The sequence below is a fragment of the Neolewinella agarilytica genome, assembly GCF_900110645.1.
Taxonomy (GTDB): domain Bacteria; phylum Bacteroidota; class Bacteroidia; order Chitinophagales; family Saprospiraceae; genus Neolewinella; species Neolewinella agarilytica.
The window spans coordinates 25,483-49,909 of the sequence record NZ_FOFB01000020.1 but is presented as its reverse complement, the minus strand read 5'-3'; the positions used below and the strand labels follow the sequence as shown (position 1 = coordinate 49,909).

General features: G+C 52.6%; 24 protein-coding genes. 8 read left to right on the top strand and 16 right to left on the bottom strand.

Annotated features, from left to right (window positions below; genetic code table 11):
• Window positions 1–345: 345 nt before the first annotated feature.
• The 4 genes from BM123_RS16765 to BM123_RS16750 form a co-directional block, all read right to left on the bottom strand.
• Window positions 346–2,046 carry a hypothetical protein gene (locus BM123_RS16765; protein ID WP_090170684.1) on the bottom strand — a complete coding sequence of 567 codons (1,701 nt, stop codon included), beginning with the start codon at window positions 2,044–2,046 and terminating at the stop codon, window positions 346–348.
• Between the two features lie 146 nt (window positions 2,047–2,192).
• Window positions 2,193–3,209 (bottom strand): aspartate-semialdehyde dehydrogenase, encoded by a 1,017-nt coding sequence (locus tag BM123_RS16760; protein WP_090170681.1) that lies wholly within the window; start codon window positions 3,207–3,209, stop codon window positions 2,193–2,195.
• A 93-nt stretch (window positions 3,210–3,302) separates the two neighbouring features.
• Window positions 3,303–4,037, bottom strand: a complete 735-nt coding sequence (locus tag BM123_RS16755; RefSeq protein WP_090170678.1) for an SAM-dependent methyltransferase — start codon at window positions 4,035–4,037, stop codon at window positions 3,303–3,305.
• A gap of 357 nt (window positions 4,038–4,394) precedes the next feature.
• Window positions 4,395–4,928 (bottom strand): GNAT family N-acetyltransferase, encoded by a 534-nt coding sequence (locus tag BM123_RS16750; RefSeq protein ID WP_090170675.1) that lies wholly within the window; start codon window positions 4,926–4,928, stop codon window positions 4,395–4,397.
• Window positions 4,929–5,102: 174 nt separating this feature from the next.
• Between BM123_RS16750 and BM123_RS16745 the strand changes: the two genes are divergently transcribed.
• Entirely contained in the window at window positions 5,103–7,193 is a 2,091-nt protein-coding gene (locus tag BM123_RS16745; protein ID WP_090170673.1) for a T9SS type A sorting domain-containing protein, read from the top strand.
• 47 nt (window positions 7,194–7,240) lie between these two features.
• Here the strand turns inward: BM123_RS16745 and BM123_RS16740 are convergent, their stop codons facing one another.
• The 4 genes from BM123_RS16740 to BM123_RS16725 form a co-directional block, all read right to left on the bottom strand.
• Window positions 7,241–7,780 carry a GNAT family N-acetyltransferase gene (locus tag BM123_RS16740; RefSeq protein ID WP_090170670.1) on the bottom strand — a complete coding sequence of 180 codons (540 nt, stop codon included), beginning with the start codon at window positions 7,778–7,780 and terminating at the stop codon, window positions 7,241–7,243.
• Window positions 7,781–7,832: 52 nt separating this feature from the next.
• Window positions 7,833–8,339, bottom strand: coding sequence for a hypothetical protein (locus BM123_RS16735; RefSeq protein ID WP_090170668.1), 507 nt, complete (start codon window positions 8,337–8,339; stop codon window positions 7,833–7,835).
• Window positions 8,336–9,436: a vWA domain-containing protein gene (locus BM123_RS24620; RefSeq protein WP_090170665.1), complete on the bottom strand. Its 1,101-nt coding sequence runs from the start codon at window positions 9,434–9,436 to the stop codon at window positions 8,336–8,338. Before BM123_RS24620 ends, BM123_RS16735 begins: the two co-directional genes overlap by 4 nt.
• Window positions 9,437–9,539: 103 nt before the next feature.
• The gene (locus BM123_RS16725) at window positions 9,540–10,187 is read right to left on the bottom strand and encodes a uroporphyrinogen-III synthase (RefSeq protein ID WP_090170662.1); all 648 of its coding nucleotides are present in this window, start codon (window positions 10,185–10,187) and stop codon (window positions 9,540–9,542) included.
• Window positions 10,188–10,325: 138 nt separating this feature from the next.
• Between BM123_RS16725 and BM123_RS16720 the strand changes: the two genes are divergently transcribed.
• The 6 genes from BM123_RS16720 to BM123_RS16695 all read left to right on the top strand — a co-directional run bounded on the left by BM123_RS16720 (window position 10,326) and on the right by BM123_RS16695 (window position 16,044).
• Window positions 10,326–12,296 (top strand): peptidylprolyl isomerase, encoded by a 1,971-nt coding sequence (locus tag BM123_RS16720; protein ID WP_175489432.1) that lies wholly within the window; start codon window positions 10,326–10,328, stop codon window positions 12,294–12,296.
• Window positions 12,293–13,150, top strand: a complete 858-nt coding sequence (locus tag BM123_RS16715; RefSeq protein WP_245748598.1) for a peptidylprolyl isomerase — start codon at window positions 12,293–12,295, stop codon at window positions 13,148–13,150. Before BM123_RS16720 ends, BM123_RS16715 begins: the two co-directional genes overlap by 4 nt.
• 10 nt (window positions 13,151–13,160) lie before the next feature.
• The gene (locus tag BM123_RS16710) at window positions 13,161–14,564 is read left to right on the top strand and encodes a peptidylprolyl isomerase (protein ID WP_090170656.1); all 1,404 of its coding nucleotides are present in this window, start codon (window positions 13,161–13,163) and stop codon (window positions 14,562–14,564) included.
• 196 nt (window positions 14,565–14,760) lie between these two features.
• Window positions 14,761–15,282, top strand: a complete 522-nt coding sequence (locus BM123_RS16705; protein ID WP_090170653.1) for a hypothetical protein — start codon at window positions 14,761–14,763, stop codon at window positions 15,280–15,282.
• Between the two features lie 65 nt (window positions 15,283–15,347).
• Window positions 15,348–15,641: a hypothetical protein gene (locus BM123_RS16700; protein WP_090170650.1), complete on the top strand. Its 294-nt coding sequence runs from the start codon at window positions 15,348–15,350 to the stop codon at window positions 15,639–15,641.
• Window positions 15,642–15,669: 28 nt separating this feature from the next.
• A complete protein-coding gene (locus BM123_RS16695) occupies window positions 15,670–16,044 on the top strand; it encodes a DUF3703 domain-containing protein (protein ID WP_090170648.1) in 375 nt (124 codons plus the stop codon).
• A 20-nt stretch (window positions 16,045–16,064) separates the two neighbouring features.
• Here BM123_RS16695 and BM123_RS16690 read toward each other — a convergent pair whose 3' ends face one another.
• Window positions 16,065–16,427 carry a DUF1801 domain-containing protein gene (locus BM123_RS16690; RefSeq protein WP_090170645.1) on the bottom strand — a complete coding sequence of 121 codons (363 nt, stop codon included), beginning with the start codon at window positions 16,425–16,427 and terminating at the stop codon, window positions 16,065–16,067.
• A gap of 149 nt (window positions 16,428–16,576) precedes the next feature.
• Window positions 16,577–17,443 carry an SDR family oxidoreductase gene (locus tag BM123_RS16685; RefSeq protein WP_090170642.1) on the bottom strand — a complete coding sequence of 289 codons (867 nt, stop codon included), beginning with the start codon at window positions 17,441–17,443 and terminating at the stop codon, window positions 16,577–16,579.
• A gap of 98 nt (window positions 17,444–17,541) precedes the next feature.
• On the opposite strand from BM123_RS16685, the gene BM123_RS16680 reads away from it, so the two are divergent.
• A complete protein-coding gene (locus BM123_RS16680) occupies window positions 17,542–18,351 on the top strand; it encodes a DUF6503 family protein (RefSeq protein ID WP_090170640.1) in 810 nt (269 codons plus the stop codon).
• 152 nt (window positions 18,352–18,503) lie between these two features.
• Here the strand turns inward: BM123_RS16680 and xseB are convergent, their stop codons facing one another.
• The 6 genes from xseB to BM123_RS16650 all read right to left on the bottom strand — a co-directional run bounded on the left by xseB (window position 18,504) and on the right by BM123_RS16650 (window position 24,074).
• The gene (xseB, locus tag BM123_RS16675; RefSeq protein WP_090170634.1) at window positions 18,504–18,689 is read right to left on the bottom strand and encodes an exodeoxyribonuclease VII small subunit; all 186 of its coding nucleotides are present in this window, start codon (window positions 18,687–18,689) and stop codon (window positions 18,504–18,506) included.
• 93 nt (window positions 18,690–18,782) lie between these two features.
• Window positions 18,783–19,796, bottom strand: a complete 1,014-nt coding sequence (locus BM123_RS16670) for a CPBP family intramembrane glutamic endopeptidase (RefSeq protein ID WP_090170627.1) — start codon at window positions 19,794–19,796, stop codon at window positions 18,783–18,785.
• A 138-nt stretch (window positions 19,797–19,934) separates the two neighbouring features.
• Window positions 19,935–20,948: a tryptophan--tRNA ligase gene (gene trpS / locus BM123_RS16665; protein WP_090170623.1), complete on the bottom strand. Its 1,014-nt coding sequence runs from the start codon at window positions 20,946–20,948 to the stop codon at window positions 19,935–19,937.
• A 125-nt stretch (window positions 20,949–21,073) separates the two neighbouring features.
• Window positions 21,074–22,006, bottom strand: coding sequence for a UbiA family prenyltransferase (locus BM123_RS16660; RefSeq protein WP_175489431.1), 933 nt, complete (start codon window positions 22,004–22,006; stop codon window positions 21,074–21,076).
• A gap of 90 nt (window positions 22,007–22,096) precedes the next feature.
• Window positions 22,097–23,257, bottom strand: coding sequence for an acyl-CoA dehydrogenase family protein (locus tag BM123_RS16655; protein WP_090170620.1), 1,161 nt, complete (start codon window positions 23,255–23,257; stop codon window positions 22,097–22,099).
• Between the two features lie 271 nt (window positions 23,258–23,528).
• Window positions 23,529–24,074, bottom strand: coding sequence for a dihydrofolate reductase family protein (locus BM123_RS16650; protein ID WP_090170619.1), 546 nt, complete (start codon window positions 24,072–24,074; stop codon window positions 23,529–23,531).
• Window positions 24,075–24,427: the final 353 nt, after the last annotated feature.

Sequence of the window (24,427 nt, the reverse complement as noted above, 5' to 3'; positions counted from 1 at the left end):
TTTTGAAATAAAAAAAGCCGGGCACCTCAATCGGTACCCGGCTTTCAATAATCCCATGAACATATATCTTAGTCTGAAGTTAGATTGAAAAAAGTGACTTCGTGTTCCGGCCCATATCTACCGGAACACGAATGGTCACAAACAATCGTAATCTCAGAATCTTAATCTCATTGTATCGGTTATGAGAGAGCGTTTTCCCTCCCGACAATACAAATATGCGGTCAGATAGAAGTCAGGGCAAAGACACAATTAAGTATTTGTGAAAACGAATAGATAAAAAAACGCCACAACTATCTCCCAATCAGATAGTTGTGGCGAAAAAAGTGAAGAAAAACAAGAAAAAAACTACTCTTCTTCTCCAGAAATTTCTTCTTTTACTTCATCTGTGACCGATTCCACCTTGTTTTCGACCGCTTCGGCGACTTCTTCCGCCTTATCCTTAGCGGCTTCAACGGATGCTTCTACCTGTTCTTTGGCCTCTTCGAATTTCTCTCCGGCGGCGTCCATTACATCTTCCAGCTTATCCTCGGCAATATCCGCGACGGCTTCGAGTTTCTCTCCGGCCACCTGAGCTACTGCCTTTGCCGTATCGGTAATGTCTTCCAGTTTTTCCGAGATACCTTCTACCGCCGAGGCGATAAAACTGCCTGCCTGGTCCAGCAGGCCTCCCTCTTCGGTTACACTTTCGGCCGCATCACCAACGGAGGTGATTGCGGAAGCGATAACATCTCCGGCTTTCTCGGCCATAGGAGAGGCAGCGGGTGTTTCTCCGCCAACGATTTCGCTCATAGCAACCATACTGGCAACGTTTTCCGGCGTCCGGTCTTCGGGCTTGGTACGGCCACCTTTTTTCTTCTTACCAGCGGCGATGGCCGCAGCGGCAGCCTCCAGCTTAGCTTTTTCTTCCGGGCTTACGTCCCGGGTAGAAATATCCGCAGCAATCTTGGCCTTGGCAGCCTCCGCAGCTGCCCGTTCAGCATCTTTCTGCGCCCGCTTCTCGGCTTTCTTCTTTTCCTGAGCGATTTTGTTTTCCAACATGGTTTTGGTCTTCTCCATGTCGTCCAGCTTTACCTGCTTGCTGCTCAGGCGGCTTTCGATCATCACAACCTTAGCCTCCCGAATTTGCTTCTCCAGCTGTCCATCCGTCTTCTCGATCCGACGGCGCTCGAACTTCAGGTCGTTCTGGTCACGGCCCATGCTGCTCTTCATCCGCTCCATGGCTTTGAGTAATCCGTCCAGGCGGGACTGGGTACGCCCGGCAGCACCGCTGTTAGAGTTACCGCCCCCCTGGCCGCGCTTCTCCTTAACGGTCTTGAAGGCCGCATCGATGCGAGAGTAGATCGCATTCCGGTCTTCTCGGGTGAATTTGACGTTATGGAACTTGCGCTGAATTTCGCGCAGGTCGTTGAACACTTTTTGCAGGTGAGTGCCCTCCCCTATCCGTTTTTCAACGTCTTCGAGCATGCTGCTAAACTTAGCAACTTGCTTGGTTGATTCTTCTTTATACTGCTCATTGAGCTTTTCGCGCATTGCCTTGAGCTTCTCAAAAGAAACATCGACACGCTTACGGATTTCATTACCCTGCTCCCGCAACAATGTTTTGTCCTGTAGCTGCCCCTGGACTTTTTGCCAAAAGTTCTTCGCCTGGTTCCACAGATCGCTGGAGTACTCTCCGGCCCGCTCAATGCGGTCTTCAATCTCGGCGAGTTCTGACTTATAGCTCTGGGCCAGTTTATCGCTCAGCACGTGGAAGTGCCATTCGGTTTGAGCGCGGAGGATCATGTCTGTCTGCTCAGCCTTCAGGTCATCGGGCAGCAATCCTTCGGAGACCGATAACTCACGGGCAATAACCCGGTCCGGTTCCGGAAATTCTCCCTCCTGCCCTTTACGCCACTTCTCCATGAAGAGCTTGTAGACCTCATCGGAGATTACTTTTTCGGGGTAGGTTTGAATGCGGACGATGTTGTCAGAGACCTGTAGTTCGATCGTGATCAGTACGCGTTTTTCCTGGGCGTCACGCCCCCAGACGGCAATTCGATTTCTCATTTCAATTTACGTTGTTTCCCCGGCAGGCAGATAATTTGAGTTTGCCTCCGGGAAGTCGGTTGGTACGGTAATTCTTATGTCGCGTGGGGCAGTTCAACGTGAACTGCCCCATTGTAAAATGCTTCAGTTAATCTTTCGTTCGGTTGTCAGGCTTCCACCGTCTGACCGATCAGTTTGTTTTCGACGAGGTACTCGGCGATTTGGACGGCGTTGGTAGCTGCGCCTTTGCGCAGGTTATCCGCTACAATCCAGAGGTTGAGTCCGTTCCCGATGGATTCATCCCGACGGATACGGCCAACGAAAACTTCATCTCTGTGCTTTGCCAGTAAAGGCATTGGGTAGACATTGTTCTTGATGTCGTCCTGTACTATGACGCCGGGAGTGGCGGCAAGTAACTCCCGCACCTTCTCCACGGTAAAATCTTTTTTGAATTCGATGTTGACGCATTCGCTATGGCCTCCGTGGACGGGCACCCGAACGGCCGTAGCCGTAATGGCGATAGAATCATCACCAAGAATTTTGCGCGTCTCGTGCACAAGCTTCATTTCTTCCTTGGTGTAGGCATTGTCGAGAAAGACATCACAATGTGGGATACAGTTCTCAAAAATGGGGTAATGGTAAGGCCGGTCAGTGTCGCTGGTATCTTCTCCACGCTTTTCCGCTTCGTATTGGTTAACGGCCGGTACGCCCGTTCCCGTGAAAGACTGGTAGGTAGAGATCACCAGGCGCTTAATGCCAAAGGCTTCGTGCAGAGGTGCCAGAGCAAGCACCATCTGGATGGTGGAGCAGTTGGGGTTAGCAATGATGAGGTCGGATGGCGTCAGTTCATCAGCGTTCACCTCCGGGACGACCAGTTTCTTGGTGGGGTCCATGCGCCAGGCGCTGGAGTTGTCTACTACAACGCAACCTACTTCAGCGAATTTAGGCGCCCATTCCAGGCTGGTGGAACCACCAGCGGAAAAGATCGCTACGTCCGGGCGGCGGTCGATGGCCTCCTGCATTCCGATAACGGGATACTCTTTCCCTTCGTAGCTAATCAGCTTGCCAACAGACCGCGCAGAGGCGACCGGCATTAGTTCCGTAATCGGGAAGTTATGCTCTTTCAGGACTTGAAACATGACGCCTCCGACCAGGCCGGTAGCGCCGACAACAGCAACTTTCATTCGTATGTAATTTTGGGGAGGCCAAAATACGACCTTTCACCCAATAGAGACAGGGTACAAGCGGGGTTAAAAGTTGCCCGTTTGTACGACATCTTAACCGTTCAGTTTCTGGAACATCAGGATTCCCCAGTTCAGTTGACCACTCTCTGCCAGCTTTTGGATCGTCTTACAAGTGTGCATCCGTTTATCGACAAATTTATTGCTGGTCTGTTCCACCATGTCCTCTTTGTTCTCCGTTAGTGACTCCGCCATTTTCCGGAAGTGGATAGCCAGGTGCTGGGAAAGATCAAGGTTGTAGATCTGTTGAAAGAAGCCTTTTTTAGCGTCCTGCTCATAATCTTCCAGGGTGATCAGCTCTTCGACCGGGAGGGAATTGATCAACTTGTCACCTTCAGCATCCACTTTGTCTCCACGCATGATGGCACTAAAAACCAGGCGGGCCTCCGGCTTCATTACCCGGTGAATAGCACGGAACATCTGCCGTTTCTGAGCGGTAATGCTGAAGCTGTCCTGAGCAATGACAAAGTCGAAAGTGTCCGGTTCGTAAGGCATGTAGTCCACGTCGCCGAAGGAGACTTTCACCATCTTGCCCAGCTCCATTTCGTCAATCCGTGACTGATTAAAGGCATTCTGCACCTTATCATCGTTCAGGCATTCGATCTTACACTGGTGCGTTTCGGCAATGTAGCGGGCAGCGGTTCCGAAGCCCGACTGCAGGACAAGGATTTTGGTAGACCGCTTAATTCTTGGCAGCAGGCGAAGCATTCTATCGGTCGTTACCCGGCTGGCTTCGAAAGGACTAAGGCTTTCATCTTTATAAATACCCACATGAAGGTCGTCTCCTCCCCAGAGGTTACGATAAATCTCCTGTGATTTCTGTGTTTCGTCAAAAGTGGCGATAGTAGCTCTGTTTTACGTTGTTTGGTCGAGAATTGCCAAAGATAACAATTGGATTGGTGAATTGTACGGTTAAACGCTATTTGGGTAGACCAATCGCAAGCTCCCTCTTGGACGCTTCAAGGTCCAATGGATGGTGGCAGGCAAACCTCAAAGCGTCCCGCAGTATTGCGGGACCTTCGAGCGTTTGCTCTTGAGGACCTTGTAGCGCCCGGGTTGAGCACTTAGGGCCCGACAGACTTTTGGGCGCCGGCGCAGGTGCAGGCAAGGGGTACGGGAGCAGTGTGTTCAACTCGTTTTCTCCAGCGCTTCCGTCAGGTCCAGCGTCATATAAACCTCATCCATGCTTACGTCCCCGGTACGGGCTGCATCCTTTTCCCGCCCGAACTCCCGGAAACCTTCGCTGAGGTATAGTTTGCAGGCTGCCTCGGCGTAATTAGAAACCGTTAGGTTAAGCCTTTCCAGGCCTGCTATTTCCTTTGCTCTGCGGACGCACTCCCGTAGGAGTTGCCGGGCTGCGCCCCGGCCGCGGGCCACGGGGCTGACGTATACGCCCCAGACCATCCCCCGGTGGCGGCGCTTCGTTTTATTGTAGCGCTGAAAGCCCAGCAGGCCCGCCAGCTGTTCCTGTCCTGCTTCATCGGTCATAAAATAGCCGAGGAGAAACTGCTCCTCCGGTTTTTCAACGATCCGATCGGCCCATACTTTCGGATCAACGATGCTGTCTGCGTCCTGATCCCAGGAAAGGGGATCGGAGGAAAAAGAGGCTGCTCGCAGGGCAACGAAGGCTTCCAGGTCAGTGAGGGTTAGCGGGCGAATCATGGCAATCCTGTTTGTGCCTGAGCCAACGCCAGCACGACAAAAAAAGTTACACCGCCTGAGCAGTTTGTCCCGCCGGAGGCAGACGCGGAGCGCACTCGGCGGTATAAATCACCCATGTGGGTGAATGACAGTACTTCCCGGAACCAGAGCTTTGCATCAAACCAATTGTGATCTATGTTTAAGTTTCACCCTACGCTCTTCACCCTGCTTCTGTCAACCTTCCTCTGCACCTGCGTCAGCGCCCAAACGGCAGATCTGGTATTCCCGGACAATATCGACCAGTACGAGAATTTCAATAGCCTGTACATCGCCGCCGAAGGCCGTGGCTTCGCCACCGGTCAGTGCGGCAGCCTCCTCCGGACCACCAACGACGGGGCAAGCTTTCAGGCCCTGCCTCCACTGCTCACTAACATTTCCTACACTAAGGTCTCCTGCCTGCCGGCCACCAACTGTCAGACTGTTTTCCTGACGACCAACCGGGGTGTTTATCGCTCAACCGACGCCGGAAGCACCTGGCGGCAGGTGAGCAGCCGAAATTTCAGTGAGTACAACTACGAACTCCAGGGGCATCTCTTTGGCTACACCTACCGCCGCACACAACTTCTGCACTCTACCGATGAGGGGGCCACCTGGACGGAGCTCTCTCTGCCCGTTGAGATGTATTCTGAACTTTTCCCCGTCTCCGCCAATGAGTGGTATTACTTTGGAGAGAATAAACTCTTCAAAACCACTGATGCCGGCCTGAACTGGGAAACGGCCTTTACCTTCCCCACGACGAACAACATCAACGGAGGCTTTCGGGACGACGACGGAAACTTTTATGCCTCCTTCGGCCCCGACTTCTACGAAAGTACCGATGATGGGAACAACTTCACCCTTCAATCCAGCACGCAACGGCTCTATTCTACTATTTCCGAAATCTGGCGCGGACAAGGAGACAGCATCCACATCATCAGCTTTAAGGGTTTCCGCTTTAGTACCGTCGACAATGGTGTCAACTGGACCAACAAAAACCCTGTCACTTTTCAATCTTACAATAGCTACACCCGCGCTGAGGGTCGCTTTTTCGCTGCGGCGGAAGGTCTCACCTTAGTTACCGCGGACGATGACTGGAATGACCAACAGCTGCTTTTAACCGAAAAAGTGCCAGAGTTTGACAACATTCAGTTTGCCGACGAGCAATCCGCCTACGCCTATGAGACCCAAAACGGAGACGTTTACAAATCAGAGAACGGTGGTGCCAGCTGGGCCATTACGGCCAACCTGGGTAGTTCCACCGAAGGGCGACTGAAAGTAACCAACAACAAGCACGTGTATGCTTTTGGCCGGGAGTTCACACTTCAGCGCAGCGAAGATGGCGCCCGCACTTTCGAGGAGCCACGCTTTGTGCGGCAGGCCGGCATTGGCGGAACAAGGGTGGCCTTCTCTCCACTGCCCGGCGGCGGTATTATTGCCCTCATCAGCGGTAAAACGGTACGTTCTGACGGCAATAGTGTTACGGCCGAATACACCAACAGCCTGAATATTAACGGTGGCAGCTGGGACATGACGATGATCACTGATGATTTCGGCTTCGTGCACCGTACCCCGCGGGAGCCTTTCTACCGGACCGTAGACGGAGGAGCAACCTGGCAGGAGGTAGCCTCCCCTGGCACCAGCGGGTTATTCTATAGTTATTTCTATTTTTCAGATGCGGACAATGGATACGTCGGCGGAGGCAATAATTCCACCTACCGAACGGCCGATGGAGGCCTCACCTGGACCCTGGATGAAAGCCTGCCCCGCACCTACGGCATTTTCAAGATTGAGGATGACCTCTTCGCCATTGATCGCCAAACCCTGTACCGCAGCGTAGACAACGGCGAATTCTGGGACCGGGAAGACGAAATAAACTGCAGCGGCATCAACCTCGCCACCATTCAACCGGGTACCGATAAGATCTTTTACACCATGCCGGGAGCCATCGGCAGCTTTGACCCGCAGGAAATTCTGAGTCCGGTCGAAGAGATCTCCCCCTTGCAGGGCAGTCTGCGTGCCATTCCCAACCCTTCTTCCGGCGCCTTCCGGCTGGAGTTGCCGGCTGGCGGCCTTGACCTGGCACAAGTCAGCGTCTTCGACCTGACCGGCCGCCAGATTCTTACTAAGCAGCTGACAGGAAGCGCGACGGCAGATGTCGACCTGACGGGGCGGCCCGCCGGCGTTTATGTAGCCCGAATCCGTAGCAGCGCGGGGAAGATTTTGACGACCCGGCTAGTGAAGAGGTAAGTTGTAGCGCCGACTTCAGGTAACGGATGCGCCGACTGAAGTCGGCGCTACAACTCTTCCCGGAGAATACCGTAGTAGACCACGTCATGGTAAGCTCCGTTGCGGAACATGTGCTGCCGGAGAACGCCCTCTTTCTGCATACCGGCATTAGCCATTACCTTACCGGAAGCACCATTGACGGCAACGTAGTGGGCGGCCACTCTGCGAAGGTCGAGCTCTTCAAAGCCGAAGCGAATGATAGCCGCTGCGGCTTCGGAGACAAAGCCCTTATTCCAGAAAGGCTCGGCAATCCAGTACCCCAACTCGGCATGAGAGAAGGCTTTATTCACGTGCAGGCCAATTCCTCCCATGAACGCTTCTGTTTCCCCGTCCCGAATACTAAAGATGTACTTCTCTCCGGATTCCCGACCCTGATGAGCCAGATTGAGCCAGTAGATGGCGTCCTTCTCCTGGTAAGGGTGCGGAATGTTCAGGGTGTAGCGCGACACGTTTTCGTTACCGGCGTATTCCACGATTTTGGGAATGTCTTCAACACGAAGAGGAGCAAGCAATAAACGGGTGGTGCGCAATTGGTGGGAAACGGACATGGTGAGGTGATCTACGTTTGTACCACCGATTTTAGTCGGCGGAAAGGAATTTCTAGTTCTCCCTCAACAAATTATCCTGCCAGTATCGGTGCGCGCCGAGCCGAAATTTTGCGGGAATCACAAAACCGGCCTTTTCATTGATCTCCAGTCGGCAGAAAAAGGCCAGGTGCGGAGCGCTTTGGGTAAAATCAAAAACGGGTCCGTTGGGCGTACGGCCCAGGCCCTCGGTAACGAGCAGTGGATTAGGGGTGGAGCGAAAATATTCGCTGGCCCGAAAAACATCCCGGACACGGCGAAGTTCCAGGCGCAGACCGGTGTTCGTCCGGCGGGTAGCGAGGTAGCCCAGCGGAGTTTGGCTGATTAGTTCTCCACCACCGCCACCGAAGGCAGGAGTAATGGAAAAATCGGGTAGTACGTAAGTTTCACCTTCCATTTCTACCGTAGCGGGGGCGGTAGTTTCTTGCAAAAATGGCGGGACAATCTGCCCGCGTTGGGCCTGGGCGCTGCCGCAGGTGCAAAGGAGGGACAAGAAGAGCAGTGTTCTGACGGCGGCATTCATGAACGCTTGTTTTTATTACTCTTGTAATCGCGGAAGACGAAGTCTCCCAGCCCCTGCAAGCCAGAGTAATACGCTTTGCCGCCGTTCGTTTCCGTAAACGTTTGTACGAACTGCACCAACCAGGGGTCGCGGGCAATCATGAAGGTAGTCACGGGAATAGACAGCTTACGTAGCCGGCCGGCCAGGTTGAGCGTACGATTGACGATGGTACGGTCAAGCCCGGCACTATTCTTAATGTAGCGGTTACCCCGTTTAATACAGGTCGGTTTCCCGTCCGTAATCATGAAGATCTGCTTATTCGGGTTGCGGCGGCGGCGGAGAATGTCCATCGCCAATTCAAGACCTGCCACCGTATTGGTGTGATAAGGGCCGACCTGTAAGTAGGGCAAATCCTTGATCTCTACCGGCCAGGCATCGTTACCGAAGACGATGATGTCCAGCGTATCCTTTGGGAAGCGCGTGGTGATGTACTCACTCAGCGCCATGGCTGTTTTCTTGGCGGGGGTGATGCGGTCTTCACCGTAGAGAATCATTGAGTGGCTGATGTCAATCATCAGTACGGTAGACATTTGGGCCTGGTAGTGGGTCTCGTACACTTCCAGGTCATCATGGGTGAGCTTAAAGTCACCGATGCCGTGATTGATTTGCGCGTTGCGCAAAGACTCAGACACGGCTAACTTGTCGAGGCTGTCTCCGAACTCGAAGGGGCGTCGCTCACTGGTCCGCTCGTCTCCCCGGCCACTATAGCGGGTACTGTGGTTGCCGCGTTTGGTTTTTTTGATGTCACCAAAGAGATCTTTGAGCGCTTTTTGACGTAGCTGCCCTTCCATTTTTGCGGTTGGGACGTAAGGCGGCTTGCCGGGGCCGTCCCCCGGCTGAATGAAGTTTTTATCAATCAACTCCTGGATGAACTCAGCCATGGAGTAGTCCTCATTGGTCAGTTCATACTGCCGATCCAGCTGGGTGAGCCACTGGAGGGCTTCACCTACGTTACCGGAGGTGTGCGTGAGTAGCTCCTGAAATAACTTCAGTAGTTTCTCAAAGTCGGTTTCGTCGCCTTCACCGGGTAAATAGTTTTTGAATCTCCAGCCGATCATATGGTTTTGGGTCTTGTGATGGGAGAACGGTTGGGGGGGCGTTTGGGTTTTGCGGCGGAGGGGGAGTTTGCTCGCGAGAAACCCAATTGCCGCAAAGCGGCCATCAAGGTAAAGCCCTCAACACGCTCACCACTGCTTCTTCATCCGGGCTGGCGGCAACAAGGCAGTTTACGCCCCGGACGGTCAGTGCGGCAGCGGTACTGGGCCCGATGGCGATCACCCCTGCACCTGCGGTGAGCGCCTGATGATCTACATAAGCGGAGACGTTCAGCGGGCTGGTGAAGATATATACCTCCGCCAGAATGGGCGTTTGCTGCGGCACGGCGATATTATTGTAACAAATGTCATCCAGCACCCTTATCTGATCATCGAGCAGTGTCTGGACCGTTTTGCGGGATTGCCGCGCCCGCGGAAAAAACACTTGCTGCCCACGAGCCCGTTCGCCAAAAGCTTCCGCTACTTCTTCAGGCTTACCCGCCCCCACAAAGTCGACCCGGCCCGCCAGCTTTTGTAGTGTCTTAGCCGTCCCCGGCCCCATGGCCGCCAGTTTTACTGCGGGGATACCTTGCAGCAAGGCAAACTCTACCGCACGGGAGCTGTAAAAGAACCACCAATCTGCCTGCCCCGGCGGAGAAAACGGAACGGGCCGAAAGTCAATCAGCGAATGAGCCAACAGGTTATGCCCCCCGGCTTCCGCCCAGGCAGCAAGCGGACTTTGCGCAGAAAGAGATCGTGAGATAAAGACAGTCATACCCCCAAACAACGATTTGGCCGGCCATTCGGTTACTCTATCTGAAATCCGGCTAATGGGAACAACAATAAGCTCCCCCGAAAAATGGTTACTTTTGCGCTCTCTTTCGGAGCTTTTTCGGATGAATCATACTACCATATGAATTACATAAAGCACCTTCTTTTACCTGTTATCCTGCTGGTTCTCACCGCGGGCCTGAATGCTCAACAGGATTCGGACGTTCTATTTACCGTTGACGGCCAGGACGTAACCGTCGGTGAGTTCCGCTATATCTACACCAAAACGAATGGTGACGTAGCGGACTTCAGCAAGGAGAGCGTCATGGAATACCTCGACCTGTACCAACGGTTCAAGCTCAAAGTTGCCCGGGCCCGGGAAATGGGTCTGGATACGATCGTCTCCCTGCAGCGCGAGCTGGAAGGATACCGCAAACAGCTGGCCGACAACTACCTGATCGATAATCAGGTAACCGACAAGTTGATTACGGACCTCTACGAGCGCCAGCAAACGGACATTGACTTCAGCCACATCCTTTTCCAGTTCAAGGGCAACCCGCTGCCGGAAGACACCCTGGCGCTCTATAAGAGAGCGATGGAGCTGAAAAAAGGCCTCGACGCTGCTGGCTTTGCTGCCGCCGCCAGCGAGTACAGTGACGACAAATACAGCAAAACACGTGGTGGCCGCATCGGCTTTGCCACGGCCCCCTTCCCCCGGGGGCTGCACCGTCTGGAAGCAGCTCTGTATCAGGCCCCAAAGGGGAAAGTCATTGGTCCCATCAGAACGGATGCCGGTTATCACCTCGCCATTAAAGAAGGTAGCCGACCTGCGCGCGGAGAGATGGAAGTTGCTCACCTTTTTGCTCGTAAACCAGCGGACGCTAAAGGCACCGTTGCGATTCCCACCAAGTTGCAGAGCGCTAAAAAATTGCTGGATGATGGCCAGGATTTTGGCAAAATAGCGAAGATTTACAGCGAAGACAGTAAGACTAAGAATAACGATGGTTACCTGGGCTTCTTCGGAATCAACCGCTACGAACCCGCATTTGAAAACGCGGCCTTCAGCCTTACGGAAGATGGCCAGGTAAGCGACATCATCGAAACCAGTTCCGGCTTCCACATCATTAAGCGAATTTCCCGGAAAGCAAACCAACCATTAAGTGATGTCCGCCCTCTTTTGGAGAAAAAAGTAAAGGCTGATGGTCGTTATGCCGACGCCAAAAAACAGATGCTACGCGATATCCGTAACTCCGCTAACACGAAAGAAAACACGGCTGTCTTCGGGCGCTACGCCGCTACACTGGTAGATTCCACCTTCCTTAACTACCGTTGGAAGCCCGCCCGTGTTGCCAGGGATGAAGCGGTACTGGAGATGGACGGTGGCTATAAGGTGATGCTATCCTCATTGCAAGAGTACCTCCGGAAGAACAGCCGTAAGCGGGTCAGCCTGGCTCGTAGCGGAAACTCTTTCACGGTCGCCAAAGCCATGTATGAAGAGTGGGTGGACGTCGAACTGATGGCCTACGCTGAAAGTCGCCTGGAGCGGGATTACCCCGAATTTGCCGCGCTGATGCGCGAATACCGTGAAGGTATCCTGCTATTTGAAGCAACCAAAATAGAAGTATGGGATAAGGCCAGCCAGGACACGACCGGGCTGAAAGCCTTCTTCGCCGAGAACGCCAAAAATTACCAGTGGGAAAAACGCGCCGCCGTGTCTCACTACGAGTTGAGAACGGCGTCGGACATCGACATTAACGAGTTGTATGCTTTTGCTGCGACAAACGGTGTAGACAAAACACTGGACAAATTTGGCAGAGCCAATGTCAATGCCAGCACGGAAAAGTATGAGTTGGCTCGTTTAGCTGACTTGCAGATAACGAAGCCACAGGTAGGCGCCCGGTCCGTTATCAAAAACGATCTAAAGGCCGGGATGGCTTCTTTCTATAAAGTAGAGGAGTTGTTGCCTGCCCGCAATAAAGAACTAAAGGAAGCCCGCGGCTACGTGATTGCGGACTATCAGGACAAACTCGAACGCGAGTGGGTCGAAATGCTTCGCCAGCAGTTCCCCATCAAGGTCAACAAGAAAGTACTCTCTAAACTGATTAAATCTTGAGAATACCAAAGTGGGTAGCCGTGTTTTGGCTGCCATTCCTGTTGTTGACAGCTTGTTCCGAAGAAGAATCTACGGGAGGAGACCGGGTGCTTGCCAGAGTGCACCAGAAGGAGTTACTTCTTTCTGAGCTGGACGGCATGTTCCCGGCTAATGCAACTGCAGAGGATAGCACACTGATCATTCAGGCCTTCGTCAACCGTTGGTCTCGTGATGCGGTACTCCAGTGGGAAGCAGAACGCAACCTGCCGGCTGACCTTAACATTGATCGACTGGTCCGGGATTATCGTTCCAGCCTGGTCAGCAGCCACTATGAGCAGGTATTGGTAAGTCTGAGGCTTGACAGTACGGTAAGCAAAGAGCAACTGGAGGCATATTACGAGTCGAATAAAGGTCAGTACCAACTGGAACGGCCAATCGTTCGATGCTTACTCATTCGCGTCCCCTACCCGCTGGAGGACGAGGAAAGCCTGCAAACGCTGTGGAACAATGGTAAAATTACCGACACCATGGCCCTGGAGAACTACTGCGAGCGCTTCGCGGAAGTGTCCTTGCTGCAGCCCGAAGCCTGGTATAGCCTGGATGATATTGCCGCTCAACTTCCTGAAGGCACTCTGACGGCTAACAATGTAAACGCTAAGCGGGAGTTTAGCCTGCAGGAAGGTGGTTTCCGGTATTACTTTCGCCTCCTGGAGGTGAAGCCCCGGCTGGAGATTGCCCCACTCAGTTACGTAGAGGATCAGGCCCGCAAGGTCATCCTCCACAACCGCAAGCGGGAATTACTCGACGAAGCCCGCGAAGAAATTTTCGACCGTGAACTACGGCGCAACAATATTGAAACCTTTACCAACCGGTAAAACCTCTACCATGAAAACGATTTATTCCGTACTGGCCCTGTTTTTTGTTCTGGCAAGTTCTTCTCTGGCCGCCCAGAGTCAGCCCGCGGTCATTGACCAGGTCATCGCCCGGGTTGGCGGAGAGTTCATCCTCCTCTCCCAGCTCGAAGAGCAGTTTGCACAAGCTGCCGGTCAGAGCAATACGCCACTGCCGCCCGAGGCACGGTGTCAGCTATTAGACCAGATTCTGGTGGGCAAGCTACTGTTCAACAAATCTAAACTTGATAGTATCGAGGTAAGCGACGGCGAGGTCGAGAGCCAGCTCAACGCCCGTATTGACCGCATCCTCGGTTATATGGGGGGGAGCATCGAGCAATTCGAAGACTACTACGGCCAAAGCATTACGGCCACCAAAGAGCAGTTTCGGGAAGATCTGCGGGAGCAGATCAGTGTGGAGCGGATGCGCGGCAGTATTATCCAGCAAGTGAAAGTAACACCGGCGGAGATCAAAGATTTCTTTGCCAAGATCCCCAGAGACAGTCTCCCCTACTTCAATGCAGAAGTAGAAGTTGGGGAAATAGCGGTTAAACCGGAGGCCAACGAAGACACCCGGGAGCTGACCGTTGCCCGGCTGGAAGAGATTCAGGAGCGAATTACCGCAGGTAGCCTCACCTTTGAAGAAGCAGCCCAGAAATACAGCCAGGACGGCTCCGCAAGGGGAGGTGGAGACCTGGGCTGGACGAAGCGGGGCAAGTTTGTCCCTGAATTCGAGGCCGCTGCTTACAACCTGGACCCCGGAGAGATGAGCGGCGTTGTGGAGTCAGAGTTTGGCTACCACCTCATCAAATTGCAGGAGCGCCGGGGAAACACCATTCGGGTGTCGCACATACTGATTCGCCCGGAAATCACGGATGAAGATGTAGAAGAATCCAGGCAGTTCCTGGACAGTATCGCCAACCTTGTCCGGGTAGATTCCTTTAGTTTCAGCTTTGCCGTTAAGCGCTACGGCACTGATAAAGTACAGAGCTACAACAACGATGGCCGGATGACCAACCCCGCCAGCGGTAATACGTTCTTCGAGATCGGTGACCTGGATCCGGACATATACTTCACCATTGACGAGATGGAGATCGGTGACGTAAGCGAAGTGATGGAGTACAATGACCCACGCGGAGAAAAGATGCTTCGGGTCGTCCAGCTTCAGTCCCGGTCTTCCCCGCACCGGGCTTCTCTGAGCCAGGATTACGCAAAGATTCAGGAAGCCACCAAGCAGGCCAAGCAACAACAATTCCTGAGCGACTGGATTGAGAAAACCATCGGAGAAACCTTCATCATGATCGATAAGCGCTACCAGGGCTGTCCGGCGGTGAAGAACTGGCTCAATGACAGCCGGAAGCTTACCGTAGGAGGTGCCCGGGCTTCGGCGGAGAAGTAGCTCGTTGGTATTTGGGGTTGCCGTACATTGGAAATGGAGCACTGATTTTCCAGGGTAAAACCATGTAATAGTGGCAGCCGAAAAGACCAACGAACCAACAGATCAAAACGCCAATAAGGCGCTGACGCAGGATGCAATGACGGTTTTAAACAAGCAGGGTGTACGGTTCGTTATTAGCCTACCAACTATCTACTGAATGCCCACTATTCCTGCTCCCTTACAAGCTTTATTAGACGATCCGGCGACCCAACTGGAAGGGACGGACGTTGAGCTGCGGCTCCCCATTGGCCGGACCCTGCTTAACGAAGTACTGGACGCCAGGCCGGCCGACACCCCAGTCGAAGAGCTACTACTGGACCCCGAAGCCAACAACCTGGTTAATCTCCATCTCGGCGTCAAAGCGCCGGTTCTCGGCAGTGTTCGCCGTAAAATCACCTTTCGCCCCAAGGGCTCCGTTTCCTTCCCCAACCAGCCCTGGCTCCATTTCGACATAACCGATGGCTTCAAGATGTTCGACAAGCCCATCATCAAACTGATGCAAGGGCAGATCGCGGAGCGCTTACCCAAAGGCATCGAACTCACCTCGGACCATCTCCGGCTTCACGTGCCCGCGCTGCTTACATCTGCCGGCTATCAGGCCCTGGTCCCGCTCATCAAAAATTTACGACTCACCAGTGAAGCTAACGTGCTGATCATTCAACTCCACCTCAAAGCGTAGAAGTTTCAGGCACTGCCCTTCCCCCCTTAATCCTTTCTCCCCTTCCCCCCTTAATCCTTTCACTCATGCACCCCGTTCAAAAGCATCTCTTCGACACCAATTTCCGTGACCTCTCCGGCACCAAACTGGAAGGCACCATTGCGCTCAGTGATGAACTGATCAACCTGGGCATCCTCGACTTTTTGCAGCAACTGCAAAAAACCGACACCGATGCTCCAGAGCCACAAAGCAGTGCTCCGGCTACATCATCCTCCATGCCAAAGCCCGAAGACCTGCTCAAAATGCTCACCATCGAAGAAGTGAAATATCGCACGGAAGCAGGAAAGACTTTGCTGGACATCAAAGCGGGGATTGTGTGATTCTCACTGCTGCAAAAAACTTGCAACCATGAAGTTTTATACCTCCATCCCCCAAAAACTGGTGCCATTTTATCAAACTGAACTGAAGAAGTATCAGGCCGAATATTCCGCCGGCAAGCTGGCGAAGGCCTGGAATCACCTGGAAAGGGCGCATATAATCGGCCAGAGATATCCTTATGCACATAGCTACGTGCATTGGAAAATGCTTCAGTTTGGGATTAAGATTAAGAGCACTAAAGAGATACTCGGGCAGATTCCCAGACTGGTATTCGGAGGGGTAAAATCTTTCGTTGGAAAGATCCCCGTCGGGAACCCCGGAGGAGCTAACGTTCCTCCACTTCAACCTTTCCCAATAGAAAAAGAGCTGCAGGATATTTTCCGAAAAGCCGGGATAACTGATTAATGCCGCGGTTCCTGACTATTTCACTTTTTGTCCAAAGCTGAAGCTGACTGGAGCAAGCGCACGATCTGCTCTACATCAATTTCCTCGGGCGAAATGAAAATATGTCGTCCGATTATTTTTCGGTCACCAAACTGAAGAAATCCCTCGTGATCCAATTCCCGGCCCCGGGTGAACCCAAGGGCTACTCCGGAAGTCAGTTTACCCCAGGGGATGCTGGCGGGCCAAACGAAGCAAATAGATTTTCGCCCATAATAAAAAGGAGCTCCCCAGGAGATTTTCTCCCGGCAATCGGGAATAGTTTCCCTGATCAACTCCCGCAAGATGGTGGATATTATCCGCTCCTCTTCGGGTAGATTATCGTACAGGCTATCTATTTCCTCCATTGCTGCGGTGGGTTTTGCTGGGGGATTATTAGTCTTAGAGTATATATGCGAATTACGAGCAAAATCGGTGAAGTTTAAGCCCCTCGGTGCGCACCAAAGGGTCTTTAGCCCGTAATTCGCATTATATCTACCGATATACTCTGTATTAATCAATCCTCAAAAAAAGCCTTCTCCCCCACCATTTCCAAACTCATTTCCCAAAGGATACGGGCCTCATCCCGATCGTAGGAGCTGGAATAAGATTTCTTAGGAGCGCAGTCATCCCAATACTGCCCGGACTGATCTTCCAGGCCAGGTTCAGTGGCGAGGAAAATGCTGGTGGCCGCCCCCTGGGCGGGCGTTTTGTTCCCGCTCATCCGCCGTCGCACTTTCCAGGCGATGCTGTGGAGCCAGGTGTTTCCTTTGAGGCCGATATCCGTCTGGACGAGCCCCGGCTGGACGGCGAAAATGGTGGGGTAATCTTCGCTTGGTCGCAGACGGTCATACTCGTAGCAGAATAGAACATTGGCCAGTTTACTCTGTGCATAGGAGCGCAGGCCGTGGTAGTTCCCGTCCAGGTTGATGTTATCGAAAAACATCCCCTTGATCTGTTTATGGCTGTCGGAGGCAACACAAATGATTCGGCTTCCGGGCGCCGCCCGGAGGGAAGGCATCAATAGCTTGGCGAGCAGGAAGTAGGCCAGATGATTGATGGCGAAGGTCTTTTCGACACCTTCGGCGGTTAGTTCCTGATTGGAGTTCCAGACACCGGCATTATTGATCAGGACATTCAGGCGGGGAGCCAGCGCCCTGACTTCTTCGGCCAGCCGGCGAATCTGGGACAGTTCTCCGAGGTCTGCCACCACGGTTTCAAGTTTAGCATCTGCGTTCTTTGCACGGATGCTGGCGGTGGCGGCCTCCACTTTCTCGCGGTTTCGACCGTGCAGGATAACGGTGTAGCCACGACCGGCAAGATCGCGGGCGGTAGCGAAGCCAATGCCTCCGGTGGCTCCGGTAATGAGGACTGTTTTGTGCATAAGTTATTTATCGGAATGGTCGGCAAGTTACTTCAGCGATAAGGGATAGTCATCCTTTCGGCGATTTAACGGTTACGCTATTGCACTAATCTTACACTATGCTACGCTTGCTTCTCTCCGCGCTAACCATTGCCTGCCTGTTTACTGCCTGCCAACCGTCCGATAGTTCGACTACAGAGAAAGTTGAAACCGGGCTTGCACCTGCGGCCGCGCCTGCTCCTTCCCCTAAAGAACTTGATCCTGCTGCCCTCAGCATTCTCAACCGTGCCCTGAAAGCCCACGGCAGTCAGCGCTTGAGCAAAGTAAATTTCGGGTTCACCTTTCGGGGCTCTCAATTTGAGTTCATCACAGAAAACGAAAAAGAGATCTACAAAAGTTCCTACGAAAAAGAGGGTAAAGCCTACAACGACCGGATTGAAGGCGGCATCTTTCACCGCCTGATCGACAATGCTTCTCAGACTCTTAATGAAAAGGAAGCCTACAGCGGATTTGAAACCCTCAATTCCGTTATCTACTTCGCTACCCTACCCCACAAGCTCCGTGACCCGGCCGTTAACCTCTATGCTGCCGGTACCGCCACGATCAAAGGAAAAGCCTATGATATCCTCCGGGTGAATTTTGATGAGGAGGGCGGTGGCGTAGACCACGACGATAACTTCCTCTACTGGATTAATCAGGAGACTAACCGGATCGACTATCTCGCCTACGATTATAAAACCAATAAAGGTGGTGTTCGCTTTCGCTCCGCCTTTAACCCAAGGGTGGTTGCCGGTGTCCTGTTTCAGGATTATGTGAACTATAAAGCTCCGCTGGGGACACCCTTAGCGGATTTACCAGGACTCTTCGAAAAAGGTGAGCTGGAGGAATTGTCGATTATTGCTACGGAAGGGGTGATGCAGTTGGATTAGTCTGTCTCGGTTAAAGACCTCTGGTCCGAACCGGGTAAGGGAGCGAAGCGACTTTACCCATGCAACACCTGCACCGAACACGAACAAACGCACACACGCTCCGGCAGCCTTCGGCCCCATTCGCGTTCGGATCAGGGATCCTCAACTGAAGACTAGCCCTCCGTCGCCTTTCCCAATTCCGCCAGCTGTTCCTCCACGCCGCGCAGCTTGGCGCGGCAGCTGGCCACAAGGACCTCAGCGCGCGCAACGCGCGCGTGCAGTTGATCGATATCAGCGGGAACCTCCTGTAGCTCGGCCAGCAGGGTTTCCAGTTCGGTGATGGCTTCGGCGTAAGTCATAAGGGAGTAAGGGGATAAGGGAGTATGAGGGGGAAAAGGAGTAATGGGAGTGAAGGAGTAAGGGGATAAAGGGGAGTGAAGGAGCCAAATCAGCTACTCGAACTCGATGATGGCCCGCAGCTCGTTTTCAGGATCAGGCTTAATGATGAATTCGTACTCTTTCGCTAATGCCTCCAGAACGGAAGATTCTGCGGACGAGCTCCCCCCTTCGCGCCCATAATAAATGTTGACTTTCGGGTCTCGTTCTTCCGTAGGGTAGAACACCCGGTCATACTCGTTTTTCAGCAAGAGGGGTAAGACTTTACTCAGTTCCTGCTCAACGAAGGCAAGACTGTCTGATTCCGTAAAAATGGCTGCATTTTCGCCCTTATTCATAGGTGACACCTCCTCGATAAGCAGGTGGTAATCATCATTGTCGATGGAAAACACTTCCGTTGGGCCATCGACGAGTAAAGTCCCTCCGATCAAGATGAGGTTATGGATACCATGTAGTAATAGCGACCAGACGAAACCATAGCGAGCCCGCAGATAGCCGGAGAGGCTTCCCATCCAGAATTGAGCTGCCACCAACAGTGGAGAGAGTAGCAGGATAGTCGCATTAATCTTAAAGTTGGAAATATGGACGTAGGCAAACAGAATGGCGGAGAGATAAAAGATCCAGCGGTAGTTACGGTCCCACCAATCGCGCAGGTTCGTCCGCCGGAGCTGTTTGCGTTCGACTTCATCACCATCTAAGGCCGAAGTGTTTTTAAAAGGTACAAAAATCCGGGCCAGCCCCATAAAGGGATTAGCCTCGAAACGAAGCGGAAACCGGAAAAAAAACTCTTCTAATAACGGAGCAGCAACAACTGCCATCAGTAAAAGCGCCGTTGTACTCATCGAGGAAAAGGCGTCCGCTACGGCGTGCTCTTCCATATTGAGCAGCCCTAGCTCAGAGATGGCTGACAGGAGTAACATTAACAATACGGCACCCCCCAGGTCGATGGCCAGTACCGAAAACAGACGACCAATTTTATGCCCCAGAGTGGCTCCGTCATCCAGCTTATCGTAGGGCCGGGGGAGGTACTCCCGTAAATCGTTCCAGGTATTTGTGAGGCCGCTGAGCATGCTTGATGGTTTTGTGGAGGATGGAATCCGGTCGGAAAGCCAGGAAAAAACCAGGGATGGAACCCGCGATTTTACGCATCGGATGATCTTTTGGCCGACTTTGTCAGACCAAAAGATACAACCGATGAGATAATCCCTTTAGAACCGAATATTCGCCAGGCCACAAATGTCCTTTACCTCCTTAAGCGTTTCCTGTGCTGTTTTGCGGATTTCGTGGCTGGAGTGCTTGATCTGATTTTTCACGGCTTTACGGTCTTGCTTCAGTTCGGCCATACGCTCCCGGATACCGGTTGAGATAGTAACCAGCTCATCGGCAACGGCTGTTTTCAGATCGCTGTACTTCAGGCTCCCTTGCTCATAATCCTGCATCAGGGAAGCATGGGCGCCTGTAGCACCAGCAGCGTTCAGGAGGGAAAAGAGGTTGCTTACGCCCGGGCTCATGGCACCTGCGTCCGCGGCCCCGGAATCCGTTACGGCACTACCAATTTGCTTGCGAATTACTTTTTCCTCCGCAAACACATCAATGTTGTGCTTGTCGCCCATACTGGCGCTCATTTTCCGCATCGGATCAGCCGTACTCATGACCTTAACGACCTTACTGTACAGGGCCTCCGGCACGGGGAAGTATTCCTGGCCAGACTGGTTGTTAAAGCGCTGCGCGATGTTACGGGTCAGCTCCAGATGTTGCTCCTGGTCTTTGCCAACGGGCACCAGGTCCGCCTTGTAAATGAGAATATCCGCAGCCTGCAAAACCGGGTAAGTCAGCAAACCACCGGAGATAAAGCCTTCGCTCCCTTTCTCAGCGTTCTGGGCACTCTTATCCTTAAACTGGGTCATGCGGGAAAGCTGACCGGCGCTGGTGTAGCAACCCAATATCCAGGATAGTTCCGCATGTTCAGGAATGAGACTCTGAATGAAAAGGTTTTCCGGCTTAATACCGCAAGCCAACAGATTAAAACAAACCTCCCAGCTATCCTGCGCCAGTTTTTTGCCCTCAAAGGGCATTGTCATGGCGTGGTAGTTAGCTACCATGTAGTAGCAGTTATAGCTCTCCTGTAAGCGAATCCAGTTCTCAACGGCACCGAAATAGCGTCCGAAATGAATTTTACCGGTGGGTTTTACCCCAGAGAGGATGGTCTTGTTTTGGCTCATGGCGCGAAGATAATATGTAGCTTTTTAGGGCGTAAGAATAGTGGGCAGGTAAATACCCTGATAACTCCCGTCAAATGTCTGTATTGGTCTTAAAAGTTGCGCAACATCGTGAATCTCCTCCTTTGCTAAAACAAAGCAAGTAGCCCCAGGCCTCCCAACAGGAAGAACTTTAAGACGGTGCTAAGGCGGTGATAGTCTTTCGGTTCACGGGCCCGCCAGAGCTGAATCATGACGTAAATTAAGGCAAGTAACAAAACCCCGATGCAAGCCAGCATAGGAGGTGCCAGAAAGGCGGGCCAGCCCAGGAAAATGGGGAAGAGAATGGCAACAATTACCATTACGCCCAACAGGATACCTATTTTCTGACTGGCAGGAATGCCCCACATAACGGGGATGGTTCGCCGGCCGACCTCCCGGTCTCCCCGAAGGTCCTCCATATCTTTTACCAATTCCCGCAAAAGGGTGGCCAGAAAGGCAAAGGCCATAAACAGTAAAACAATGCGCAGGCAGTTATAGCCCAACTCCGGATTGGTCTCGATCAGCTGCAGCATCCCTTTCCGTTCGGCCAGTAGCAGAATACCCGGTACGCCGGCACAATAGGCCGCCACCAGAAAGTTCCCCAGAATCGGCACTTTTTTCATTCCCGTACTGTAAACCGACAGCATGCCAATGGCGACGGGGAAAATCCAGAGGAGTTCTCTTTCGTCCAGACGATAAGCCAGCAACTGGCTAACGATAAAACCTCCCAAAAGCATCAGGGCATAGACCCAACTAACGCCATCACGCCCCAGAACAGAGATGGGGTTGGTGCCAGGCCGGTTGATTTCGTCCGTTTTGACGTCTTGCAGATCATTAACTAAATAGCCCGAAGCCGTAATCATAAGCGTTACGGAACACAGTTCAAAGAATTTCCACTTATTGAGGACACCGGTTACTCCGATGGATTCAAGTGCGGGCTGGATGATCCGGTAATACACTAAAGCCTGTGTCAGCGCAACCACCAGGAGGTTGGGAAAACGCAGGAGGCGCAGGACGGGTATTATTGGGTAGTTTGACATTCGGCGGCAAGATATAGTGCTTACCGGCATATGGAAAGAAATGGAGAGGCAAAATTAAATTCGTCTGCTCCAAAAGCCTGAATAAAGACCTTAATCTTTCAACAGGGACCGGCTGATGACCAGCTTCTGAATTTCAGAAGTTCCTTCTCCGATGGTGAGAAGTTTACAGTCACGGTAGTACTTCTCCGCGGGAAACTCTTTGGTGAAGCCATAACCTCCGAAAATCTGAACGCCTTCGTTGGCGCAACGAACGGCGACTTCACTGGCGTAGAGCTTGGCCATAGCGGACAGCTTGGTTACCGGCAGGTGAGCATCCTTGAGGCGTCCGGCTTCGCGAACGAGGAGCTCTGCGGCCTCCAGTTCTGTAGCCATATCGGCCAGCTTAAAGGAAATAGCCTGGAAGCGGCTGATGGCTTTGCCAAACTGCTCCCGCTCCTTACTGTAGGCCAGGGCAGCGTTGAATGCTCCGCGGGCAATACCAAGGCTGAGGGCAGCGATGCTGATCCGGCCACCATCGAGGATTTTCATACTCTGGATGAAACCTTCTCCTACTTCGCCGAGGACACGGTCAGCCGGCAGGTGACAGTCTTCAAAGATCAATTCGGCCGTCTCGCTGGCGCGCATGCCCAGCTTCTGTTCTTTCTTTCCACCGCGGAAGCCCTTATCACCGCGCTCAACGATGAAGGCCGTCATGCCGTGGCTGTCCAGCAGCTCGCCGGTACGGACGATGACAACGGCCACCTCGCCACTCAGACCATGGGTGATGAAGTTCTTAGCTCCGTTGATGATGTAGCTGCCATCAGGCTGCTTTTCGGCAACGGTACGCATCCGGCCGGCGTCAGAGCCGGTGTTGGGCTCCGTCAGGCCCCAGGCACCAATGTGCTCACCAGTAGCCAGTTTAGGGAGATACTTTTTCTTTTGCTCTTCACTACCAAACATCAGAATGTGGTTAGTACAAAGAGAGTTGTGAGCCGCCAGGCTCAGACCGACGGAGCCACAAACTCTTGCCACTTCATCGATGATCGTAATGTACTCCGCATAGCCAAGACCGGTACCACCATATTCTTCTGGTACCAGGACGCCCATAAAACCATAATCTCCCATCTCCCTGAAGAGTTCGCGGGGAAAATGTTCGGCCTCATCCCACTCCATCACGTGTGGCTTAATGCGGCTCTTCGCAAAGTCATGCGCACTCTGGCGAATCATTTCCAATTGTTCCTGCTGAGGGGTAAGGGAGGCAGTGGTGACCATAATCGACTAGGTTAGAGACTGTAATTAAATGCTAAACGTGGAAAAAGGTTTATTTCTGGCTTAAAGGTAGGTAATTACTTGATATAGCAAGAATTTATTTTGTTTAACAACACGGATTGGGGCGCAGACGCGGGTGCAAGGGATCGTAAAAAGAGCAGGGCAAAAACCGTTCCTGCCCCCACACAAAGCTCCTTAACTTTCTTTGCACCAGCGCCCCCCGCTAAGCCTGCCCTAAGGTTCGCGACCAAAGATAGCCTTTCAACTTTGAAAATCAAAGTTCCTTTTTCAATCTTTTATACCTCAGCTGTACCAGCCCGGATTTAAAGTGTTCTTGTTTTATCAATCGGATACTCCCCGGCGTAGCTCCTCCAGAAAATAAACGCTTACCGCTACCCAGCAAGGCAGGCACGATGGAAATGATGTACTCATCGATCAGGTCCGCCTCCATAAAAAGCTTCACGACCTGGCTGCCCCCGTCGCAGTAAATGTCGCCCCTACCCTCTTTCTTCAGCCTGTTGACCAGCGCCTCTACGTCTCCACCGTGGAAGGTAAGATTGTCTTCATTCGGTAGTTTCTGCCGCGTAATGACGTAGCAGGGAAAGTTTTTCCGCTGCGGAAACTCTCCGACCATTTCTACTACCTTATCGTAGGTCTTCCGCCCCACGACGTAACTCCCCGTCCGTGCCATGATCTCCCCGTAATTGTAGTCTTCTCCTTCCACCATCATGGCGTCCAGCCAGGAGAGGTCATCGTCTTCGGTGGCGATGAAGCCATCAAGGCTCATGGAGATATAAAGAAAAACTTTGGGGGTAGGCATGGAACGTTATTTGCGCCAATGATAGAATTTATTTGGTAAAGTTTTTCCCGATGTCAGGTGGTGTGTATAACCAAATGCACTAAATGATGCCCCTCGACTACAATTTCTCTGCGCGGCTGGCTTCGCCGGTCGACTCCCTACGGCCTTTCTCACAACGTTCGGCTCCCGAGCGAAGACCGACCTCATGGAGGGCGTAGTCGAGGGGCTATTAATTTTGAATCTGTGCATTTGGTTATACACACTTCAGGTGTTTCACGGTCAAGAGGCTAAGCTCCCTTACTCCGATAATAGTTTCAGGAAATTGAGATAAGCTTCCCCCTTCGTTTGCGCATCTCGTCATCCGCACTGTCCCG